The organism is Pedobacter sp. PF22-3, assembly GCF_026239555.1.
Lineage (GTDB): Bacteria > Bacteroidota > Bacteroidia > Sphingobacteriales > Sphingobacteriaceae > Pedobacter.
In genome coordinates, this window is record NZ_JAPIVP010000007.1 from 53170 (window position 1) to 72780 (window position 19611).

Below are 19611 nucleotides of genomic sequence, written 5' to 3' on the forward strand. Positions count from 1 at the left end.
TAAAACGCAATAATAAATATATAATTTTAATTCCGGTTAGCCGCGCTTACAATTTCGATAGCCTGCGCGCGTTTCTAACGCGTGCATAAATAGCTTAACGATTGTATCGTTTAATGCGCACCATTTATAAAGACATTTTTGAACATCTAACTTTTTGCTTTGGCCTTTCCTATTTAGTTTTCCTATTATTTTGAAGCGCACTACCTGTGGTTAGTAGGTTGGGTTCGGTCCCGCTTTCACTACAAGTCCTCGCTGCGCTGTGGGCTTTCCGTTTAATCGGGGCTAGTTTATTGGAGACTGTGCAAGAAAAGATACGATCAGGTGTCTCAAGTGATTAAGGTGGTAAGAAAATGGACCGGAGTTTATTTATACCGAACAACATCTCAAAACATTTAATCGTATAAGAAATTTAATGGCATATCAGCTTATATGTTCTTATATATCTTACATGGTAAAATTAATCTATGGGTAAACTAAGGCGGTGAACAAAGAACTATTTCAATAAATGTGGCTCTACTGCTTTTCGCCAGATGGCGTAGCCCTTAGCATTCATGTGCAGCATATCTTCCACAAAAAGTTCCGGTCTTAGTTTTCCATCTTTGGTTAACATTAAAGGATAAACATTAACGAAGGTGGTATTGGTCTCCCCGGCAAGGAACTTTTTAATGAGTGCGTTAGATGCTACTGCTTTCTCCTTAAATTTATCCCTGCTTGGGCTAGGTTTAATAGAGATGTACACAATAGGCACCGTTGGCAGTTTTGCCCTGATGGCCTGGTATAACTTGATGGTGCGGTTTAAAACTGTATCGGGTGTTACCGTTTCATTTGGCAGATCATTTTCGCCAACGTACAATACAATCTGTTTTGGATGATATGGAAAAACCACATCATTTAAATAATAGGTAATATCGTTAATAACTGCACCGCCTATACCACGGTTCAAGGCATTGTATTTGGCGAAAATCTGCATACAATCATCCCATTTGCGGATGGATGAACTACCTACAAACAGCACCGGATGAACAGGTGGTTTGTACATTTGATCGTATTTTTTAATCGTCTGCACGTCATCCCAAAAGTTGGGTTTCTTTTGTGCAAAAGTGGTTATGGTTAAAAACGAAATCAAAAGGAAGCTTAAAAATGATCTTTTCATGCGAATGAGGATTTAAGGCTCACAATATACCAATATCCTGTTTTTTACAATCAATTCAATCAAATTTATTACGCGGTTATTCAAAACCTAACAGATTCCAAAGAAAAAATCGTCATTGCGAGGAGGAACGACGAAGCAATCTTTCATGCTGGTGTGGAATTGCAATAGTGACCATTACCATAAAGATTGCTTCCCCGAAAATCGGGACAGGCTGTCGGCTGAAAAAGCTTTCTCGCAATGACGATGATAAGAAGAGACTTCATTTCTGGCTTCCCTCCCGCTGTCATCCTTGAGGAATAATTTATGGTATAAAAATCAATAGGAGTGACGTTTTTTCCTTCGCACAAGTCTTGCCTCGGCTCACCGCCGCCGAAGGGCTCTTACTTTTTGGCATCAAAAAGTAACAAAAAATGCCGGCTGAAAATTTTTCTTTCAAAGCCAGTAGTAGGGCTTGGTCAGTGAAGCCCGAAAAATTTATTAGGCCGGATTTAAATAGAACGGTGATACAGTGCTAAGGCCTTGCTAGATGGAAATACATGTTGCCACAGTACATTCATTAATAAGTAATTATGAATTAACGTCTATGGTAGCATAGTCGAAGGATCTTTTACGATAGGTTACAATCAAAAATTGACGATTGCCAGGGTCGTCGACTCCGCTCAGACAGACAAATCAGGTTGCTTCCACCCGCGCTGTCATCCTGAGCGTAGTCGAAGGATCTTTTTATGATAGGTTACAATCCAAAATTGACGATTGGCAGGGTCTTCGACTCCGCTCAGACTGACACATCAGGTTGTTTCCACTCCCGCTGTCATCCTGAGCGTAGTCGAAGGATCTTTTTATGATAGGTTACAATCCAAAATTGACGATTGCCAGAGTCTTCGACTTCACTCAGACTGACAACAAATTAAATTTATCGTCGAAAACCAGCTCTGAACGTTGTGAATAAACCTGATTGGAATGGAAAGCCCGCAGCGCAGCGAGGACTTGTAATGGAAAGCAGGACTACAATCCGCCAAGAATTGCTGCCCTTTCATTTCCAAAAAAAATTAGCATTATCGGATGACGACCGTGCTAATGGATTCTGTCTATGGTATTGACAGGGTCTTCGACTCCGCTCAGACTGACACATCAGGTTGTTTCGCCCCCGCTGTCATCCTGAGCGTAGTCGAAGGATCTTTTTATGATAGATACACTCTAAAAAGTTAACAACCGATAGGGCCTCCGCTCAGGTGGACAAACAAATAAATTTACCCCTTAAAACTAGCACTAAACCTGCTAAAACCGAACGATAAAGCTGCAATATGTGTTAGTTTCTGGTTAATGGAATGGTCACCATCATCAACCAGATAAACCTCATCAGCATGCCATTCGGTATTGCTTTGTACCAACTCACCATTACTTAAATTGCTTATAATCTGATCGACCAGCAAAGGATCGGCCTGCCTGGGTTTATGGTTAACAGAAAGATAAATGGAAGTTATAATCGCATTGATCTGGTAAATGGTCGACTGAACCCCATACAAACCATTAAAATCGATATGTTTCCTCATGGGCTCCTGGCTGGCCGATTCAATCGCTTCGCTTAAGGCCGACAAACTTAAATTGGCATTTTTTCGCGCCATGCGCGATTGATTTTCATCCCGTGCAACCCGGTTTTGAATGGCAACCTCCAGGTAATCCAGACTGGCTTTAGATGCATTGACAATTTTTGCCTTTAACTGTCGGCTATCCCAAATCGGGAACAAATAGGTGGCAAAAATGGCGATTACACAACCCCACACCGTGAAGATAACCCGGTCGTGCACAAGATGATCGAAATGGCCCTGGTAACTGCCCAATGTTAAAATAACCGCGGGGGTAATACATAACACACTTATCGTATAGTTTAAACGGTTAAAGGCATAAAAGCCCAATAAAAAAACCACTGAAAAAGACAACAGCACCGCAGGACTTTTAACAAAATAAACGATGATCAGCCCGATTACTACGCCCCCCATACTCCCCTTTAAACGTTGTAAATTCCGTTTCCAAGTGATTGAAAATTTAGGCCGGGCTACAATAACCAGCGTAAGAAAAAGCCAGTAACTGTATTTGCTGGGTTCGAGCTGCCAAATGAGCAAAAAACCGAACATGAAACAGATGGCCAGTCGCAACGAAAACCTGAAGATGGGTGATTTTAAAGTCAAATGCTCCTTAATGGAAAAGCGATCGCCAGTAATAAATAATGGATAGGAAATCGATCCGCTCAATTCTTGCAAGTGTTTTGCTGGCGTGCGCTCGTTGCCCCTGATCATTTCGATAATGCGCACAATATCGTTCATGTTCGAAACCACTTTCAATACAATTGATCGCTGGGTTTCGTTTAAACGTTCCATTTCCTGCAATAACAGCACGCGTTTCTGGTGATAATCCATATTGGTAGCCACCTCACCTTTATAAGCTTTTGACGAGCGAACGTGCCTACCCAACTGCTCCAGCTCTTTGGCCAGCAATTCAATTAAGATGGCAATCAGTTTCAGACTCGGACCGGTAGCTAAAGTTCTTCGAACTAAAGCATAATCGTAATGCACCGCATTCAACTGCTCATACAAATCGATCAGTAACCTCGCCCGCTCCAACAACAACTGACCTTTGGGGTTATCAGGATTCATGGCGTATTTATCGGTAAGCAACAGGTTCCGGATCAGTTCGTGTTTCTGGTTTACCTTAATGTGCAGTTTTATCGCTTCTTTCTGTTGCAGATCGAGTGGAACATCCACATCATAATTCTTCGCTTTTGCATTTAAAAATACCGCGCTGCTCATCAGGCATTCGAAAATGGCATGGTGCAGCGAGCGGTAAGGCCGCAGCAAGGTCTGGATCAAACTAATCACATAATACCAAACGCCACCAACCAGCATATAACTGCTAAAATATAGCGGCCGCGCCGGGTGAAGGCCCATTACAAAGGTACATACAATCAAGGCCATGGTGCCAATGAGTGAGAGTTTCTGCCCGTATACAGCAAGCATCGAAAAGCTAAAAGCAGCGACAGTCACCACAACCGCGGTAAGGTAAACATGATCTAAAACCGATGAAACCACCAACGTGGTAGCAAAAAAGACAATAATGCTCCACAGCGCTGTTTTCAATTTGTTCAGCCGGTTATCGGGCAAATCGGTCAGGCTGATCAATAAAGCGCCAACCCCTATTCCTTTTGCTGCCTCGGGATTGCCCAGGTAAAAGAATAAAATAATGGGCAATACTACGGTAATGGTGGTGCGCAGGGCATCAGAAAAATACTCACCCAAAAAGAAATACGAAATGGTAGAGCCGATGCTGTTTTTACCCATGAATATGTTAATGAATGCTGATAATTGATAAACGCCGCAAAGATAACAGATTTATAATGCATGCATAGCAAATAGCTACACAAAACCAGATACCGATCTGTTCTTTGGACTTTAGAAAAAATGTTCCTCACTAAAAATGAGTATTTATGGTTTACCGTAATGACATTAATTTTTTCTTTTATACATTAGAGAACCAAATTATCTAATATGCGCTACCTCAATGTCTTCACACATAAAATATCGGTTTATTTTAATACAAGTCAATTGATCTTTTCATCTATCTCTATAAATCTTTTGGAGCTGGATTCTTGTTTGACCAATTAAATACACAGAAATATGAAAGATCTAAATAATATAAGCAGATCAAACAAAATTATATTTATTGGAGGAGTTCATGGAAGCGGGAAAGGCAAAGTTTGTGAAACAATAGAAGGCGAAACTAACCTTATTCACCTAACTGCAAGTGAAGTATTGAAATGGCATGAATTAAGTACTCAAGAAGAAAAGCAGGTTCAAAATATTAATGAAACTCAAAATAGATTAATCATCAATTTGAACGAAATTGTCCAAGAGGATAAGAGCTATCTCTTAGATGGTCATTACTGTTTATTAAATAAACATGGAAGCCCTGAAAAGGTTCCAATCCAAACTTTTATTGATATTAACCCTGCAAAATTAGTGCTTGTCATTGCAGATCCGGAGATAATCAAAGAACGATTAGAAGCCAGGGATTCAAAGAAATACAAAATTAGAGATATTAAGGACTTTCAAGAATTAGAAACAAATTTTGCTGAAGAGGTTAAGCAAAAACTAGATGTTCCTCTTTTAATAATTGATAGCCAAATTTATAAAGCAAATGATCTTTTAAATTTTTTAAAATGAGAATATTACTAGATACAAATATTATTGTACATAGAGAAGCTAGCAAAGTTTATAACCAAGATATTGGTTTGTTATTTAATTGGCTAGACAAAATGCATTTTGAAAAATGTGTTCATCCCATCTCCATTGATGAAATTTCAACATACAAAGATGCAGATGTAGTTAATACGATGAAAGTTAAAATTGGAAACTACAATGTACTAAAAACTATATCTCAAGATTCAGATGTCATTAAGCAATTAAGAACAAAAGATAAAACAACAAATGATTCAAATGATACCTCAATTTTGAATGAAGTAAAAAACAACAGGGTTGATTACTTAATTACAGAAGATAAAGGGTTACATAGGAAGGCTAATAGTATTGGGATTGGAGACAAAGTATATAAAATTGATTCGTTCATTGAAAAACTAGTTTTTGAAAATCCAGGACTCTCAGATTACAAGGTACTATCAGTTAAAAAAGAATACTTTGGTAACATAAACATCAATGATGCATTTTTTGATTCTTTTAAAGAAGACTATGCTGAATTTGAAAAATGGTTCAATTCAAAAGCTGATAAAGAGTCATACATCTGTTCAGTTGAAGCCGAAGTGAAAGCCTTTTTATTTTTAAAAATAGAGAATGCAAATGAAAACTATAAGGATATACAACCTGCTTTCGAAGCAAAAAAGAGATTAAAAATTGGCACATTTAAGGTAACTTCTACTGGTTACAAATTAGGGGAGAGATTCTTAAAAGTAATTTTTGATAATGCTTTAGCTAATAATGTCGACGAGATTTATGTTACAATTTTTGACAAAAGAGAGGAACAGCAGAGGTTAATAAGTCTATTAGAAGATTGGGGATTTAAATATTGGGGTACTAAGATAACTGGAAATGGCATTGAAAAAGTTTTTGTAAGAGACTTTTCAAAAACTACTTTACCAAATCCAAGAGATTGTTTTCCATACATAGATCGAAAATCACGAATATTTATTACCCCAATACGGCCAGACTATCATACTGAACTATTTCCTGATTCAATATTAAATAATGAATCACCACAAGATTATGTGGAAAATGAGCCTCATAGAAATGCATTGAAAAAAGTTTATATTTCAAGATCTTATTTCCGAAACTTAAAACCTGGGGATATTATTTTATTTTATAGAACCGGAGGAAGATATGCTGGAGTAATTTCCACAATTGGAGTAGTTGAAAACGTGATTTTGAATATCCCTAGTGAAGGCGATTTTTTAAGGCTTTGTCGAAAGAGAAGTGTATTTGATGATGACGAATTAAAAAAATGGTGGAATTATAATCCTTATAATGTTCCTGAATACAGAATTAATCGCCCATTTATTGTTAATTTTCTTTATATTGATTCATTTCCAAAACCTAAAATTAATTTAGAAAAATTAATAGAATTAGGCCTCATAAACTCAATAAATGATGTTCCAAGAGGATTTGTTCAAATTAAAAATGATAGATTTGACGAGTTTTTAAAAGTAGCTAGAGCAAATGAAAGTTATATTGTCGATTAAACCCTACTATGCAGAGAAAATCCTTAAAGGAGAAAAGACTTATGAACTTAGAAAAACAATATTTAAAGTTCCAAATATTAAGACAGTAATTATTTATGCATCCTCGCCAATTAGCAAAATAATAGGAGAATTTGAGATTGATACGATTCTTCATGAGGATATTACGATACTTTGGAAAAAAACGAAAGAGTTTGCAGCTGTAGAGAAAAGTTTTTTTGATGAATACTTTGCTCATAAAGAGAAAGGATATGCTATCAAAATCAAGAATTTTAGAAGATATAGTAAAACTTTTAACATTATGGAAAAATACGGGGTGACAGCACCACAATCTTTTTCATATACAGACAAATAACTACAGAAATCTGCGACACATTCTAGCGCAAGTCTTCGCTTTAGCCGAAACAATAGCCTGACTTGTGCTTGATCTAAAATTAGGTATGCAAATATTTTCTAAAAAGATTGCTTCACGCCACCACAACCGTCCTAACGCTCAGTTCGCAATGATGATTGGCCGACGAAGAACTATAAACAAACTTACATGAACTGGGCTGTCTTTCAACAGCCCAGTGGTATTTTAATCCCTATACCCATCCCTAAAACTATAATGTGTTTGTGCATTACAGATTACATAATCGATAATTTCGATGTTTAGCTTTGCGCAGGTATTAAAACAGGTGCTTACAAAAAGTTCATCGAGTGGGTTAACCTTAATGCTTTTAACATCGCAATAGTTTAACACCAGTACACCATAAGCATTGCAGGCAACAGCTAAACCAGCCAGTTGCTGTATGCAGTTAATCGGTTTTGCCTGTTGCTTTAGTTTGTGCCAGCAAAAAACCTCGTGGTTTTGATTTACAAACAGCACATACCAATCGCAGGCTTTACCGGATGATGGTTTGCCACGGAGCTGTTTTAAAAATTGAATTGAATTTTGAGCCAGGTTTACATTTACCGGCTTTTTCAGTGTGCTATAACTAAACTCCAGTTTAGCTAAGGCAATTTGATTTTTCTGTGTTCGCATTTTTTTGAAAAATTAAATTAAAGCCCAGGTCACCGCGAACACAGTCGGCAAGCCGAAGAGTTCCCGGACTTTCACCGGTATGCCTGGGATATTATTAAGAAAATTATTCGTTGAATTGCTCCAACTGTGTTCGCGGTATAAATATAGTAAAATTTTATAATTAAGCTGCTAAGAAAATGAATTTTGGATGCAAAATATTCTGCTAAAAAGATTGCTTCACGCCACCGCAACAGCCCTACCTTTCAGTTCGCAATGACGAAATTTTTCAGACTGATTTCTTCGTGTTCTTGGCGGTAAAACACAACACCATTAAGATTCCCGCATGCGCGAGAATGACGAAAGAATGGAAATTAATAGAAGATCAACCCAACTCTGTGTCCTCTGCGCCTTTCTCTTGGTGTATTTGCGGTTAAAAAGAAATTGCATTCTACTTTAGACTCCCGACTAATTTACCTTTTCCCAAAACAATTGCCTTTTAAAAAGAATTATATAAGTACACCTATAACAATTTGATATGAAAACGAAAATAATAATCTTAGTGGCGGCCTTTGGCATGGCATTGTCAGCCTGTAGCGGTAAAAAGGCTGATCAGGAAAATGCTGATAGTATGTATAAATACACGGATACAAACAAGGTGATTGATAGTGCCAGTACTGATTCTATAGCAGACTCGACCACCAATGCCCCTGCTGATGTAAGAAATTAAAGAAAATGGACAAACAAAGGCGCTCATACTGAAAAGTATGGGCGTTTTTTGTTTATTAAGGCTAGTGACCCCTCAGGGGTTCGAACCCTGGACCCACAGATTAAGAGTCTGTTGCTCTACCAACTGAGCTAAGGAGTCTGGTTGATTAAATATAGGTTCAAGGCACACTAGCTGACCCAAAGATCATATTCTCGGTTGCTTTAAAGTTAAATGGCAGCAAAATAATACTAGCAAATATAACCATCCGAGTTCTAACACAAACATAAATGAGGTACGTTTCTCCGCTAGTAGAGGCTAGCAACATAGCGTTATAATACCCGCTACTGGGTATTTCATGAAGAAAAATGATTCTATAACTTGCTTAAAATCAAAATCAAATGATACGCAAACTATTAATTCTCTTGTTATTGCATGGTTCAATAACATCAACAATCTATGCTCAGGAATGTGACAAACTATTATCTGACGGCCTCTATTCTTTTACTAAAATGACTAACACTAGTTCATTTAGTCAGGACTTAAGAACTTATTATCTTTCTGAAACTTTTAAATCAGATATGAAATCAGGAAAGTGGGGCGCCTCTTTGAGTATCCCAATTAAAGGGGTTCCATTTTCAATTGGTGCAAATGACTCAGAAGACAAGTACACTGAATTAAGAACGAAGCTCCTCTCGACTACTGAGATCAAATTAGGTGCAGACAATGTACAAATGCTTTTACAATCAGTTCCCAATACTAATTTATATGAAGCGTATGTAAATTGCGTAAATAAGACTAGTCAAAGCAATTTATACGGTTTCATCCAAGGCACAAATGTAGAAACTGAAGATGCCGTTGTGTTTACCATCCACTATCGGCCCTCATCACCGAGTGATTCGATGCCAAAAGTAACATCGTTTAATGTATATCCAAGTGGTGCAATTTTGAGTGGACAGCCTGCTATAGGAGAGACATTGAAAGGTTTTACGACACTTGTTACCTGTAAAAGACCTCCAAATGAAGATGTTATTTTGACACTTCAAACTGATCGAGGATCTTTTTCAAGTAAAGCCGCAGCACAAGACAACATTGTAAACTCAAAAGAGTTTCCAATTGGAACGATTGTAACATCTTATTTGAATTATGAGCAGTTTAATACTGCGACTAAAAATCATGATAAAAGCCCAGGTGGCATATTTACTTCAAACAAAAGTAAATGGGCTCCTTGTGATGGGCGTCCTGTACCAAATTCCAAGTTCCAATTACTAACATCACAAATAAACATTCCAGATTTAAGGGGCATGTTTCTAAGAGGCTTAAACATTTTTGATCCTTATCAACCAGTTCCATCAATTAATAACGATAAGGGAGATCCAGATACGCGAGTTGTTGGTACATATCAAAGTGATGCTTTCCAGGGCCATAAACATCTCGACAAGGATAACATTGGCGTACAAATCAGAGATAAACAAGCTTCTAACGATCCAAGACAGCGGTATACAGTTGAGGGAACAGCTGCCGTGAATACTGAAGGAAAAATTCAAGCAGGTTTTGGTGTTCCAAGAATAAGTACCGAAACAAGACCCAAAAATATATCTGTTTATTATTATATCAAAATCAACTAAGGCATTAGCTATTACAGTTAAGTATTGATATAAGCTAATAAAGAGTCATATAAACTAAATGGCTCTTTATTGCACATTCTAATATTTTTTTCAATATATCATCTCTTAGCTCTCCATTTGCAATGACGCTTTTCTAGCGCAAGTCTTAGCGGCTTTAGGCTTAGCCATGGCTGACTTGTGCTTTCGTTAAATTATAAATCATTTCTTTACTTAAAAGTTGATGAGTTAAAAACGGAGCAGGACCGAATCCACCCAAAGACAACAGCCATTGCGCTCCAAAAAACCTTTTAACTCCATACTGATCCGCTTCTAATTCTCATTTTAGAACTCCAGGCTTCGGACTAATCCACAAAATAGATTGCTTCACGCCACCTCACAATCCCTGGTCTTTTGTTCGCAATGACGCCTTGAGTTAAATAAACCCGGACTTCGGATCTCTGCCCACCGACTCCAAACTCCAAACTCGAAACCAATTAACTTTCCAGCTTTCCAACGTATCGATAAGTATTTAAAAGTACACCTGTTGGCGTAGTTTTCGTACTTACAAAAGCCAGTTGGCAGGCATTGGCCGGTTCAGCAAAGAAGCGTTTGCCTGTACCTAACAATACTGGATATACCATCAGCACCACTTCATCTACCAATCCCTCCTCCAATAACACAGCAATCAATGTCGAACTTCCATATACGATAAGATCAGGGCCTTCGGTTGATTTGAGGTCGCGCATGCGCGTTACGATGTCTGTACCTAAATCTTCAACCGGTCCCCATTCAAGGCTTTCTGGTCTATGGGTGGCCACATATTTTTTGCCATTATTTAAACTGTTTGCCATCGGATTATCGCCTGCTTTTGGCCAGTACTGAGCCCAGTCATCGTAGGTTTTGCGCCCCAGCAACAGATCGATGTTAGTACCCTGCGCCTCCAACACGGCAGCTAAGCCTTCTAAGCTACGGTAAGGTGTTGTCCACCCGCCATGTGCGAAATCTTCGCTGTTTTCGTGCTGCATTACGCCATCAAGCGAGATATGTTCCATGATCCTGATCTTTCTCATATAATTTTGGTTAAATGTTTATGTAAAGATAGAACAGGTCTGTTAAGCAAATGAGGGTAATCGTGACAATATAAAGGCGCTTTTATGACTACTTATCAACCTGTCATTCTGAGTGCAGCGAAGAATCTTTAAGGTTTATCAACAAAATGCATTAAGATTCCAGCCTGTGCGGTAATGACGACCGCTTTAGTTCTACGCCCATCACCTTAAATCTGCGGGAAACAATTACGAAAGGGTTTGCCTGCAGATCACACAGATTTCGCAGATTTTTCTTTATAAATTATCAGCCTGAGCGTAGCCGAATACCACCTAACTTAGTGCCCTCTGTGCCTTTCTCTGTGATCTCTGTGGTTAAAAAAGACTACTCCGTTAATTTCTTTTTAATCCCCTCCGTCAGTTTTTTCACTTTCATATAACCTGGTAAAGAACTATTTCTTTTATCGAAGTTGATTTCGAGCCAGCCTTTTTTGGCTTTAAGGTTAAACTTATCGCTGCCATTTAAGTTCACGAACAGGTCAATATTCTGATCCAACGGAAGTTCATTGTTCAAAGCACTATCAAGATATTTCTCTAGTTTAGCGGTTTTACCATCTGCATACTTCGCCTCAAATTTAAACGAGCTGTTTGTATCCTGTGTACTGATGGATAAATAACCGCCGCCGCCATGGCATCCAAAACTTAAAGCGGCAAATAAAATTGCGATACTATAAAAGATATTTTTCATTGTTATTGGTTAACTGGTTAATTGTTTAAATTGGTTAATCGAAAAGTGAGCCCGGCTTCATCCCGCTGTTCCCAACTTCGGAACTCGGACTTTCCGACTCCAGGCTAAAAGACTCACAACTCCAAACGCCCAACTCAAAACTCTTCTACCCTCCTGCTCTATTCTTAACATCATCTGCCGCAGTTTTGCGGTTTTGGTTCGATTTTAGATTTTGGTTACCAAAACTGTAACTGATATTGAAAGATACCCTTCTGCTAATGTAATTGTTCTGCACCCTTAAATTCACATTTTGATAATCGAGCGTTCCTTTCCAGTAGTTGGTTTGAAAAATATCATCAACATTTAACTTAAGTTTTAAAGCTTTGCTTAAGAAACTTTTCTGCACACCTATATTTAAGGCATACTGATAAATAGTGGTCCTTTCCAGGCCTCTAACTTTTGGTGAGTTTAACCAGAAATTGGTTTCTAATGCCCAGCTATCGCCTAAAATAATAGAATTTACAGTATTAAAATTGTAGAACACTTTACTTAAAACAAAAGGGGCGCCTTCTAAATTATCATCATTAAATTTATTATAAGAAACCCTAAAATTGTTTTGCAAATTCCACCATTTGGCAATATTTACCGGAACAGATAAACCCGCCGAGTAGTATTCTCCACTACCAATATTCCCTTGCCCTACAGTAACTATCCTCGTGCTATCGTTTTGTGCAGTTTTACTATCTAAAATTAAATCTTTTGTTTTGGCATAACTCAAAGAAAAAAATAATCCACTTTTATAATTATAACTCACTTCGAAATTATTGGTAAACTGAGGCTTCAAATATGGATTGCCCTGTTGTATGGTGTAAGGGTCCATATAAAAATTAAATGGATTTAACTGTTGGTAATTTGGCCGATCTATCCGTCGGCCATAGGTGTAATGTAGATTACTACTTTCAGAAATTTTCTGATTAACAAAAATCGTTGGGAATAATGATAAATAATCTTGCTTTACTGAGGTATTATTGGTTACCGATGTACCGGTAGATTGCGTATACTCTGCCCGTAAACCCGCCTGAATTTGCCACTTACCTAAATCCTTAGATAAATTTGCATAAGCAGCATTTACGTTTTCTTTATAAATAAAGTTGTTGCTTTGCCCTACAACATTTTGCCATTCATTATTTAGAAATGCCGACGACAGAAAATCGTTATTGGTTTTAACATAGGCACTTTTTAAACCGGTTTCTATTTTTGTAGTTTTTGACAGCGGCCAGGTAAAATCTGTTTTTGCAGCATAAATATCAATGGCTGTTCTGCTATCGTTTTTAATGATCGTATTGTTGTAAACTGTACCTTTTTCGTCGTAAAAATTGGTATTAAAATTTTCAAGACCAGAATAATCAAAGCCGGAATAATCGGCATCAAAATTTAAGCTCGCACCTTCCTTTTTAAAATCATGTCTGATATTAAAATTTACACTATAATTTTTGTTTGGGGTATTGGCATCAGAATTTTGGATTAAAGAATTATTGCCCGCAACCCCATTCCTGATTTCGTTTATAAAGGTTTGAGCGAAATTATCCAGTTTACGTGTATTCGTACTGCCATCAAGCATTATACCGATGGTTGTTTTTTCGCCTGCGTAATAATCAGCCCCCAGTTTTCCCGCCAACCGCGATCCGGTATATATTTTCTGAAAATCCTGGTTAAACATACTCTGTAAACCATTGGCATTGGTGCTCCGCTCTAAAAATAAATTAGAAAAATTATTGTTTTTAGAGGCATTCGCATTGGTGAAAAAATTCCACTTTTCTACGCGGTGATTTAAGTTAAAGTTAAGTTCCGATCCGTAAACATTAGTGGGTAAGTTAGCCCTTATCGCATTGCGATAGGTCGACGAAACACTCCCGTTGGTGCCAAATGCTTTATTCTTTTTTAGTTTAATGTTGATAATACCCGCATTACCGGCAGCATCGTATTTAGCCGATGGGTTTGTAATAATTTCGATGGTAGCAATCTGGCTGCTGCTTAAGCCATTTAGATAGACCGTTAAATCAGCACTCGATAAAAAGTTGTTCTTTCCATCAATCATCACCATCACACCCGATTTATTGTTTAATAAAATCTGATCATTTTGCCTGTCTAACTGTACGCCAGGTGCCTTTTCTAAAATTTCCAGTGCCGTACCCCCTGTCGCAACAATGCTGTTCTCTACATTCAGCACCATTTTATCAATCTGATGTTCAATAAATGGCTTCCGGCCCTGAACGCTCACTTCTTTCAATTGTTTGGTTAAGCTTTCGATGCTGATAACAGGTAGTTTTAAATCTCCGCTAAGCGAAAAACGGTCTGTCTTTTTGTTTTTAAAACCAACTATAGAAACCGAAAGTACATAATCGCCACTTTTTAACTGGTCGATGTTAAACTCACCATCTATATTCGTTGATACACTTTTGGCAATATTGGTATCCGGATAATTCAACACCCTTACAATCGCAAACGACACCGGGACATTCTTTTCATCAACGATTTTCCCCGTCAGTGTATTTAATTTTTGGGCAAAAGAAGCCCCACACACCATCAGGCATGCAATTAGCGTAAATAATGTTTTCATGGTTTCTTCTTTTTAGGTATGCTTTTATTTCATCCGCACTTTATCATTGCGACGAGGTTTCTAAATTTCTGCTATCAATGACTTTATTTTATGATGACTTGGTAATAAGCGATTTGTTGTGTTTATGCATTTCCACCCAACTAGGCCAAAATACTGTATCTCCGTTTTACTTAATTCCGGCCTAACAAATTTTTCGGGCTCCACTATCCTTGCCATATTACTGACTTTGATAGAAAAATTTTCAGCCGGTGGTTTTTGTTTCTTTTTGGCAGCAAAAAGAAAGAGCCCTTCGGCGGCGGCGAGCCGAGGCAAGGATGAGCTATGGGCAAAACCTCGTTCCTATTAAAATTTAAAACTCGCTAGCAATGCTATCATTCTTCATTCCCAATACCCAACTCTTCTTTAACTTCCTTAATCCGGTTCGAAACAGAATCCTGGTAAATGGTATCCGTAGGTTTGCTCTTTTTCAACAGTTCCAAATCGAATAGTTCTCCTTTTAGCTTTTGTTTTTTTAAGGCCTCTTCTTTTAATTTGGCAACGCATTTCAAACCATCATCGGTCATGATCCATGTACTGGAGTCGTTATGGTCATTTTCGCTGTCGTTACATTCCCAGGTCCAGTAATTATTAACGTAACGGTAAGCATCCTGCTTTAAAATCAATCTGGTTCCCACCGGAATTTCAAGATTTAACCTCACTTCCTGGTTTCTCCAGATGGTTCCCTTTCTCAATTGAAACCGCGGACTAAAAATCAGTTCAGAATCTTTCACTATATAATTGTAGCTAATGTTCTGCGCATTTTGCAAGGCACTTTGAAAAGTTTTACCCTGCGATTCGTACTTCTGTGTTAAACGCGTAACACCAGTTTCACTTTTGTTAATATCAATGCGGATATGGTTTGGTGAAACAAATGGTCCATCTTCAAAATCATCAACCACAATCTGGTGGCGGTTGTTCGCATCAATGTGGTAAGCCACGCTATCCTCTTTGCTGAAATATTTACTTTTATCAATATTGATGGTATATACCGGATAAGCTTTCAGGTCGGTTGTTTGTGTTAACTCTGCATGTTGCTTAAATTCTGATGAAATTTTGGCTGCCTGATAACCTGTTATAGCCACACCAGCCAACCAGATAATTAACAGGGCAAAAGAAAGTGTTTTATTAATGGCCTGTTTGTTAAAAGCGACCCTGATGGAGAATAATACCAGAGCCAGAACAGGTATAAAGCAAACAATAAATGCACCAAATAAAATTGCTCCCCTATTGCCTCCACTAATAACAGAAAAGGGAAAATATTCATAAATACTAGCATCCCAAAACCCCTGAAAAGCAGCTGTACCAATAATTAAAGTAAGCAAGAAGAGTACGCCAGAAACAATAATGAAACCTGCAATTACTTTAAAAATAACCTTACCGGTGCCCGATATAAAGCGGCCAAGCCATTCGAAAAACTCACCGATAAAAATGCCTATCCGCCCGAATATAGGCTGTGCATGTTTATTTACTTCATTTAAGCGTTCCTTAACAGCCTGTAACTCTTCGTCCAGGTTCTTTTGGAAACCCTGAAGATTTGCGGGTTCGCCTTTCATCTCCATTTTTTCTACCCTTGATTTGGCTTTAGGCATAATGATCCAAAGCAGTGCATATACCAATACGCCAAATCCACCAACAAAACTGATCAGCAATGTAGCCAGCCTAATCCATTTAGGATCAGCGTTTACAAAATGTGCAATACCAGCGCAAACACCCGCTACCACGCGGTCATCCATATCGCGGTATAGTTTTTTCTCTGTGTACTGATATTGATTATTGTTATGAATTACAGGTTCTTCCTCACCTTCTTCAGCCGTATCAAAATCCTGTACCCTACCCATTTGTGCAATCACCGAATTTACATTGTCCGAATCTACTACCTGTTTTTTCTGTTCTTCCAATTGCTCGGTCAACAGTTCGGCAATCCGGTTCTCAATATCCGTTACAATTTCGAGGTCATCAGCATGGTTGGCAAAATATTGTTTTACTTCGTTCAAGTAGGCTTTTAAGAGCTCGTAAGCACTTTCTTCAATGTGAATAATCGTGTTTCCTATATTGATGATGATGGTCTTTTCCATTTCCTTTTTTACTAATTATGAATTGGCTCCTTTTTGTGAAATACCTACAGCATAAGCCAACTCCTGCCAGGTTTGATCTAATTGTGATAAAATGCCCCGACCATCTTCGGTTAAGGTATAATATTTACGCGGTGGGCCTGAGGTAGACTCTACCCAGTTGTAGCTTAACAAACCATTGTTCTTAAGCCTGGTTAATAATGGATATAATGTACCCTCAACCACTAACAGTTTTGCCGACCTCAATTCGGCAATAATATCCGAAGCGTAAATTTCGCCCCGAGAGATGATTGATAAAACACAGTATTCCAGAATTCCCTTCCGCATTTGCGTTTGCGTATTTTCTGCTATCATATAACAAAGATATATGTTTTATATACTACCATGCAATACATAGTACTAAAATAAATCAAAGTAAATTCACTAATAATTGATTATCAATGATATAATTTTGAATAAAATTTTGTGCTTCGGAAATAATTCTGTAAAAGCTGAAAATTTTTGATGTTTTTTTGAAAAGCAAGGTTCTGTAATGCTTCGGTTTTTGCCGTCCTGCTATCACCTATAGTCCCGATTTAGATACTCTTTTAAATATAAAATATTCGATAAAATCGGGAGCTATTTGGTTCTATCAGGTTTAGGTAATGAGGGTCAGTACTACTATTTATGGTTTTTGAACAGCCCCTTGTAAATAAACCCGACAGAGCGGATAGCCCGCAACCCTATTTTTCATCCTACCTTGTGGACACATCTTTTTTTGAGAATAGTTTAGGCATTTTGCTAACTGACTTTAATAAGGCACAAGTTTTAGCGAAGGACGCTGTCAATCCCAAGTGGCAGAAGGATCAAAAAAACAGGTGCAATACAGAACAAACGGCACCACCAAACCTGAAACGCAGTGGTTTTGTGTTCTTAAACGATAATTCAAAGCCATAAAGGAATTGAACACAAACCCCGCAGGGCTCAATCAGACCAAAGAAAACACACACCATACCTGATTAAACAAAGTGCCACTGTTTTTTTTGATGTGCGTGGGGTAGTGAGAAGCCACCTTGCCGGATTGACAAAGCGCTTTGGGTACTTTGGCGCTTCAAAGTACCATGCCCCGCGGCATAGAGCGGCAAAAAATGTTAAATTACCTGTGTCCATACATTAAGATTTTTCATAGGTAGAGGACTATAAGCGATGGCGGGAATGCAGTACCCTATGAAAACAGCATGTAGATTTTCGAAAATAATAAACAGATTTCTCGAAAGCCCTTTAAAAACTTCCGAAGTCTTCTATCACAAAAGCCCATTGCAGACTGCGGAAGTTGGCTATAGGAATTAAATACATAAATACGATAGATTTAATATATTTTAATAATTTTGCAGCATCTTAACTTATTTTCATGAAGAAATCTATTGCCAGCATCGTTGCCGAGGCAAACGAGAGCGGTGAAGGAACGCTTAAAAGAACCTTAGGTCCAATAAACCTGATTTTAATCGGTGTAGGCTTAACGCTTGGTGCAGGTTTATTTTCCATTACGGGTTTGGCAGCAGCCAATCATTCCGGCCCTGCAGTAACCCTATCATTTGTAATTGCAGCTTTAGGTTGCGGTTTTGCGGCACTATGTTATGCAGAATTTGCCTCTATGATCCCCGTTGCAGGTAGTGCCTATACCTATTCTTATGCCACCATGGGTGAACTTTTCGCGTGGATTATCGGTTGGGATCTGGTATTGGAATACTCTGTGGGTTGTGCAACTGTAGCCATCAGCTGGTCGCAGTATTTAACCCGGTTTTTAGCCAGTTTACACATTTATCTCCCTCCGCAACTAACCTTATCTCCTTTCGAAACCGCTAAACTTGCCGATGGCTCTACTGTTAATGGTATTATTAATATCCCTGCAGCATTGGTTGTGGTATTAATGACGGCCATACTGATCCGTGGCACCAAAGGCTCGGCTATTGTAAACGGAATTATTGTTTTTCTTAAAGTGGGCGTAGTTTTGGTTTTTATCGCTTTAGGCTGGCAATATATCGATCCTGCAAATTATCATCCTTATATTCCCGAAAACACAGGAACATTTGGTCAGTTTGGGTGGAGCGGCGTATTACGTGGTGCAGGTTTGGTCTTTTTTGTGTTTATCGGTTTTGATGCTGTTGCCGCTTCGGCACAGGAAACCAAAAACCCAGCAAGGGATTTACCGATCGGTATTATTGGCTCATTGGTGGTTTGTACTGTTTTATTTGGATTGTTCGGTCACGTAATGACTGGTTTGGCCAATTATAAAGAATTTGCCAATAGCGGTGCACCTGTAGCCATAGCTATTGAAAAAACCCCTTATGCCTGGTTAAGCCAGGCCATCATTCTGGCCATTCTGATCGGTTATACATCCGTGATCCTGATCGATTTAATGGCGCAATCACGGATGTTTTATTCTATCAGTAAAGATGGGCTACTACCAAAGATGTTTTCTGATGTGCATACAAAATTTAAAACGCCCTATAAATCAAATTTTATTCTTTGTTTATTTATCGGTCTCTTTGCGGCATTTGTCCCGATGAATGTAGTAGGCGAAATGACCAGCATTGGCACCTTACTGGCCTTTTTAATGGTTTGCGTGGGTATCCTGATCTTAAGGAAAACAGATCCTAAAGCCAAACGCCCGTTTAGGGTTCCTTTGGTGCCTCTAATCCCAATTCTGGGCATTTTAACCTGCATTGCCATGATGGTATTTTTACCCTGGGAAACCTGGGTTAGACTAGCGGTATGGTTGATTATTGGATTAGCCATTTACTTCGGTTATGGTAAAAAGAACAGTAAATTAAACACTATACAAAAACAGGACGAAAACCTGTAATAAAACATTGCTATACAGATTGGGCAATCAGGTTGTATGAAATATCCAACAACCTG

At 38.3% G+C, this 19611-nt stretch carries 14 protein-coding genes and 1 tRNA gene; 6 read left to right on the plus strand and 9 right to left on the minus strand.

Features of this window, described 5'->3' with window-relative positions; translation table 11 throughout:
* Window positions 1–493: 493 nt before the first annotated feature.
* Both OQX63_RS10865 and OQX63_RS10870 read right to left on the minus strand, forming a co-directional pair.
* Complete coding sequence (locus tag OQX63_RS10865; protein ID WP_265850897.1) at window positions 494–1153, minus strand: GDSL-type esterase/lipase family protein; 660 nt, start codon at window positions 1151–1153, stop codon at window positions 494–496.
* Window positions 1154–2403: 1250 nt separating this feature from the next.
* Window positions 2404–4488, minus strand: coding sequence for an FUSC family protein (locus OQX63_RS10870; RefSeq protein ID WP_265850898.1), 2085 nt, complete (start codon window positions 4486–4488; stop codon window positions 2404–2406).
* A gap of 336 nt (window positions 4489–4824) precedes the next feature.
* On the opposite strand from OQX63_RS10870, the gene OQX63_RS10875 reads away from it, so the two are divergent.
* The 3 genes from OQX63_RS10875 to OQX63_RS10885 are packed head-to-tail and all read left to right on the plus strand — an operon-like array spanning window position 4825 to window position 7248.
* Window positions 4825–5370, plus strand: coding sequence for an ATP-binding protein (locus tag OQX63_RS10875; RefSeq protein ID WP_265850899.1), 546 nt, complete (start codon window positions 4825–4827; stop codon window positions 5368–5370).
* Window positions 5367–6896, plus strand: a complete 1530-nt coding sequence (locus OQX63_RS10880) for a PIN domain-containing protein (RefSeq protein WP_265850900.1) — start codon at window positions 5367–5369, stop codon at window positions 6894–6896. The genes OQX63_RS10875 and OQX63_RS10880 overlap by 4 nt, the downstream gene beginning before the upstream one ends.
* Window positions 6874–7248, plus strand: a complete 375-nt coding sequence (locus OQX63_RS10885) for an ASCH domain-containing protein (protein WP_265850901.1) — start codon at window positions 6874–6876, stop codon at window positions 7246–7248. Before OQX63_RS10880 ends, OQX63_RS10885 begins: the two co-directional genes overlap by 23 nt.
* Before the next feature lie 222 nt (window positions 7249–7470).
* On the opposite strand, the gene OQX63_RS10890 is transcribed toward OQX63_RS10885, so the two are convergent.
* Window positions 7471–7917 carry a hypothetical protein gene (locus tag OQX63_RS10890; RefSeq protein WP_265850902.1) on the minus strand — a complete coding sequence of 149 codons (447 nt, stop codon included), beginning with the start codon at window positions 7915–7917 and terminating at the stop codon, window positions 7471–7473.
* 514 nt (window positions 7918–8431) lie between these two features.
* Between OQX63_RS10890 and OQX63_RS10895 the strand changes: the two genes are divergently transcribed.
* Window positions 8432–8623 (plus strand): hypothetical protein, encoded by a 192-nt coding sequence (locus tag OQX63_RS10895; protein ID WP_265850903.1) that lies wholly within the window; start codon window positions 8432–8434, stop codon window positions 8621–8623.
* A gap of 65 nt (window positions 8624–8688) precedes the next feature.
* Here the strand turns inward: OQX63_RS10895 and OQX63_RS10900 are convergent.
* Window positions 8689–8761 (minus strand) — tRNA-Lys (locus OQX63_RS10900).
* A gap of 239 nt (window positions 8762–9000) precedes the next feature.
* Here OQX63_RS10900 and OQX63_RS10905 point away from each other — a divergent pair.
* Window positions 9001–10227, plus strand: coding sequence for a hypothetical protein (locus OQX63_RS10905; protein WP_265850904.1), 1227 nt, complete (start codon window positions 9001–9003; stop codon window positions 10225–10227).
* Between the two features lie 473 nt (window positions 10228–10700).
* Here the strand turns inward: OQX63_RS10905 and OQX63_RS10910 are convergent, their stop codons facing one another.
* From OQX63_RS10910 to OQX63_RS10930, 5 genes are all read right to left on the minus strand, one after another.
* On the minus strand, window positions 10701–11276 hold the full coding sequence (locus OQX63_RS10910) for a dihydrofolate reductase family protein (RefSeq protein WP_265850905.1): 576 nt from the start codon (window positions 11274–11276) through the stop codon (window positions 10701–10703).
* A 361-nt stretch (window positions 11277–11637) separates the two neighbouring features.
* A complete protein-coding gene (locus OQX63_RS10915) occupies window positions 11638–12000 on the minus strand; it encodes a hypothetical protein (protein ID WP_265850907.1) in 363 nt (120 codons plus the stop codon).
* A gap of 145 nt (window positions 12001–12145) precedes the next feature.
* Entirely contained in the window at window positions 12146–14599 is a 2454-nt protein-coding gene (locus OQX63_RS10920) for an outer membrane beta-barrel family protein (RefSeq protein ID WP_265850908.1), read from the minus strand.
* Window positions 14600–14970: 371 nt separating this feature from the next.
* Window positions 14971–16713, minus strand: a complete 1743-nt coding sequence (locus OQX63_RS10925) for a PspC domain-containing protein (protein WP_265850909.1) — start codon at window positions 16711–16713, stop codon at window positions 14971–14973.
* A 15-nt stretch (window positions 16714–16728) separates the two neighbouring features.
* A complete protein-coding gene (locus OQX63_RS10930) occupies window positions 16729–17064 on the minus strand; it encodes a PadR family transcriptional regulator (RefSeq protein WP_025145298.1) in 336 nt (111 codons plus the stop codon).
* Window positions 17065–18100: 1036 nt separating this feature from the next.
* On the opposite strand from OQX63_RS10930, the gene OQX63_RS10935 reads away from it, so the two are divergent.
* On the plus strand, window positions 18101–19555 hold the full coding sequence (locus OQX63_RS10935; protein ID WP_265850910.1) for an amino acid permease: 1455 nt from the start codon (window positions 18101–18103) through the stop codon (window positions 19553–19555).
* The last annotated feature ends 56 nt before the right edge of the window (window positions 19556–19611 follow it).

What these genes read in the sequence shown, in the direction of transcription:
- OQX63_RS10895 (WP_265850903.1), top strand. Translation starts at nt 8,432, where the DNA reads ATGAAAACGAAAATAATAATCTTAGTGGCGGCCTTTGGCATGGCATTG.
- OQX63_RS10935 (WP_265850910.1), top strand. Translation starts at nt 18,101, where the DNA reads ATGAAGAAATCTATTGCCAGCATCGTTGCCGAGGCAAACGAGAGCGGT.
- OQX63_RS10915 (WP_265850907.1), bottom strand. Translation starts at nt 12,000, where the DNA reads ATGAAAAATATCTTTTATAGTATCGCAATTTTATTTGCCGCTTTAAGT.
- OQX63_RS10870 (WP_265850898.1), bottom strand. Translation starts at nt 4,488, where the DNA reads ATGGGTAAAAACAGCATCGGCTCTACCATTTCGTATTTCTTTTTGGGT.
- OQX63_RS10890 (WP_265850902.1), bottom strand. Translation starts at nt 7,917, where the DNA reads ATGCGAACACAGAAAAATCAAATTGCCTTAGCTAAACTGGAGTTTAGT.
- OQX63_RS10880 (WP_265850900.1), top strand. Translation starts at nt 5,367, where the DNA reads ATGAGAATATTACTAGATACAAATATTATTGTACATAGAGAAGCTAGC.
- OQX63_RS10875 (WP_265850899.1), top strand. Translation starts at nt 4,825, where the DNA reads ATGAAAGATCTAAATAATATAAGCAGATCAAACAAAATTATATTTATT.
- OQX63_RS10930 (WP_025145298.1), bottom strand. Translation starts at nt 17,064, where the DNA reads ATGATAGCAGAAAATACGCAAACGCAAATGCGGAAGGGAATTCTGGAA.
- OQX63_RS10910 (WP_265850905.1), bottom strand. Translation starts at nt 11,276, where the DNA reads ATGAGAAAGATCAGGATCATGGAACATATCTCGCTTGATGGCGTAATG.
- OQX63_RS10905 (WP_265850904.1), top strand. Translation starts at nt 9,001, where the DNA reads ATGATACGCAAACTATTAATTCTCTTGTTATTGCATGGTTCAATAACA.
- OQX63_RS10865 (WP_265850897.1), bottom strand. Translation starts at nt 1,153, where the DNA reads ATGAAAAGATCATTTTTAAGCTTCCTTTTGATTTCGTTTTTAACCATA.
- OQX63_RS10920 (WP_265850908.1), bottom strand. Translation starts at nt 14,599, where the DNA reads ATGAAAACATTATTTACGCTAATTGCATGCCTGATGGTGTGTGGGGCT.
- OQX63_RS10885 (WP_265850901.1), top strand. Translation starts at nt 6,874, where the DNA reads ATGAAAGTTATATTGTCGATTAAACCCTACTATGCAGAGAAAATCCTT.
- OQX63_RS10925 (WP_265850909.1), bottom strand. Translation starts at nt 16,713, where the DNA reads ATGGAAAAGACCATCATCATCAATATAGGAAACACGATTATTCACATT.